This window comes from uncultured Wocania sp., from assembly GCF_964021735.1.
In the GTDB taxonomy this organism is placed as follows: domain Bacteria; phylum Bacteroidota; class Bacteroidia; order Flavobacteriales; family Flavobacteriaceae; genus Wocania_A.
The window spans coordinates 1-2,162 of sequence record NZ_CAXIBN010000284.1; the positions used below are offsets into that span (position 1 = coordinate 1).

Consider the following 2,162-nt stretch of genomic DNA (forward strand, 5'->3'; position numbering starts at 1 on the left):
TAAAATAAAAAATCCTAAAGCAAATGCTTTAGGATTTTTTTGTGGGCGCGAAGGGATTCGAACCCCTGACCCCTTGGGTGTAAACCAAGTGCTCTGAACCAACTGAGCTACGCGCCCTCTAAATTGGACTGCAAATATAACCTAGTTTTTAATATTGCAAAAACTTTTTTGATAAAAAATAAATAAATTTTCACTCTAAAGCTAAGTCTTTATTTGAAGCGTTGTTACTCAACTTTTTTCATTTCCATAACAATTTCAGTAACAACCTTTTGCCCCATAATTTCAAAATCCATATTAATATTAGATATTATGGGTACTCCTGTAACTTTATCAATATTCATAACACCTGTTAAGCTTCCTGTAGATGAACCAGAAATATCGCCCTTAACATCTACTACCACTTCTTTATCATCAATAGATTTCACAGTATAAGTGCTTTTAATTTTCATCCCATTACTGTCTTTTTCTGCTATCCAAGAATAACCAACATTTACCGCTTCTTTTGGATAAACTACACTTTCCGTTTGACTAGTAAATTGATCTACGTTTCCTGAACCTTTCAACATCTTCATTTCTAAAACCTCGCCATAAACATTTGTTTTAGTTGACAAAACTGTTTCTAGCATTGGTTTCATTTGTGTACTCATCATTTTCGCTGTTTCATCTAAATCTTCTTCTTTAAGGTTAGAATCGTAATTTATTTTCATACCAGACTGCTCCATATCCATTTTAATGCTCTTAAAGCTCATTTCTGAATTATAGACTCCATCATCACTAACATCAATTACTTCTATAGGCATTTTAATAACCATATCCATAATCATGGTACCTTCACCCATGTTTTGTTTCATATCCATCTGCATTAAATACTTATCTCCTTTATTATAGTTAAGTCTTAAAAATGTTGATTCTTGTGCGAATGATAATGTTGTTGTAACTAGTAATAAAAGTGTAAAAAAGTTCTTCATTGTGTTTTAAATTTTATGATTTCAAATATAATATGTTAAAATGGAATTATATTAAATTATTTCTGCGACTACAAAAGTGCTTCCACCAACAAATATAAAATCGTTTAGGTTTGCGCTTTTTAAAGCTGTTTTATACGCTTTATTCACAGAATTATAAGCTTCTCCTATTAAATTGTATTTGTTTAAAGTTTCTTTAAGTTTATTGGCATCCATTCCTCTGGGAATATCTGGTTTACAAAAATAATAGGTAGCTCTTTTTGGTAGTAAATCTACAATAGTATTTATGTCTTTATCATTTACAACTCCAAAAACAACATGAAGTGCATCAAATTTTTCTTCTAAAAGCTGATGCATCACATATTGCAAGCCTTCTCTATTATGCCCTGTATCGCAAATTACTTTAGGTTTTTCGTTTAAAACTTGCCAACGCCCTAATAAACCAGTATTTTTAATAACCTGTACTAAACCTTGTTTTATATTTTGTTCTGAAATTTTGTATCCTTTTTTTTGAAGTTCCTTAACCGCTTGAATGACTGTTTTAATATTTTTTGACTGATAGCTTCCTAATAAATCCGATTTATAAACTTCGGTAATTTCTTTATCTGCAAAAACGATATTTGATTTATTCTTTTTTGCTAAATCTTTAAAAACTGATTGCGTTTCTTTTTGAGTTTCACCAACCACTACAGGAACATTTGGTTTTATAATTCCTCCTTTTTCAAAAGCAATAGCTTCGAGTGTATTTCCTAAAAACTGCGTATGGTCTAAACCTATATTAGTAATCACAGAAACCTCTGGGGTAATGATGTTAGTAGAATCTAATCGTCCGCCTAAACCAACCTCAACAACGGCTATATCTACTTTTTCTTTTGAAAAATAATCAAAAGCCATTCCAACGGTCATTTCAAAAAAAGATAATTGGTTTGCTTCAAAAAAAGGTTTATTACGTTTAATAAAACCTATTACATACTGTTTGCTAACTTCTTTTCCATTGATTTTGATACGTTCTCTAAAATCTTTTAAATGAGGTGATGTATACAACCCTACTTTATAACCAGATTCTTGTAAAACCGATGCTACCATATGGCTTGTTGAGCCTTTACCATTAGTACCAGCTACATGAATAGATTTAAAATTTTTGTGTGGATTATTTAAGTGGTCTGCTAATTTTAAAGTATTAGTTAAATCTTTTTT

General features: G+C 30.5%; 2 protein-coding genes and 1 tRNA gene. All 3 read right to left on the reverse strand.

Going from position 1 to position 2,162, the window contains the following annotated elements:
• Positions 1–42: 42 nt before the first annotated feature.
• Positions 43–117: transfer RNA gene (locus tag AADI82_RS14985), tRNA-Val, on the reverse strand.
• 107 nt (positions 118–224) lie between these two features.
• A complete protein-coding gene (locus tag AADI82_RS14990; protein ID WP_341217215.1) occupies positions 225–968 on the reverse strand; it encodes a DUF6263 family protein in 744 nt (247 codons plus the stop codon).
• Positions 969–1,019: 51 nt separating this feature from the next.
• The coding region (locus AADI82_RS14995) for a folylpolyglutamate synthase/dihydrofolate synthase family protein (protein ID WP_341217216.1) at positions 1,020–2,162 on the reverse strand (1,143 nt) is incomplete at its 5' end.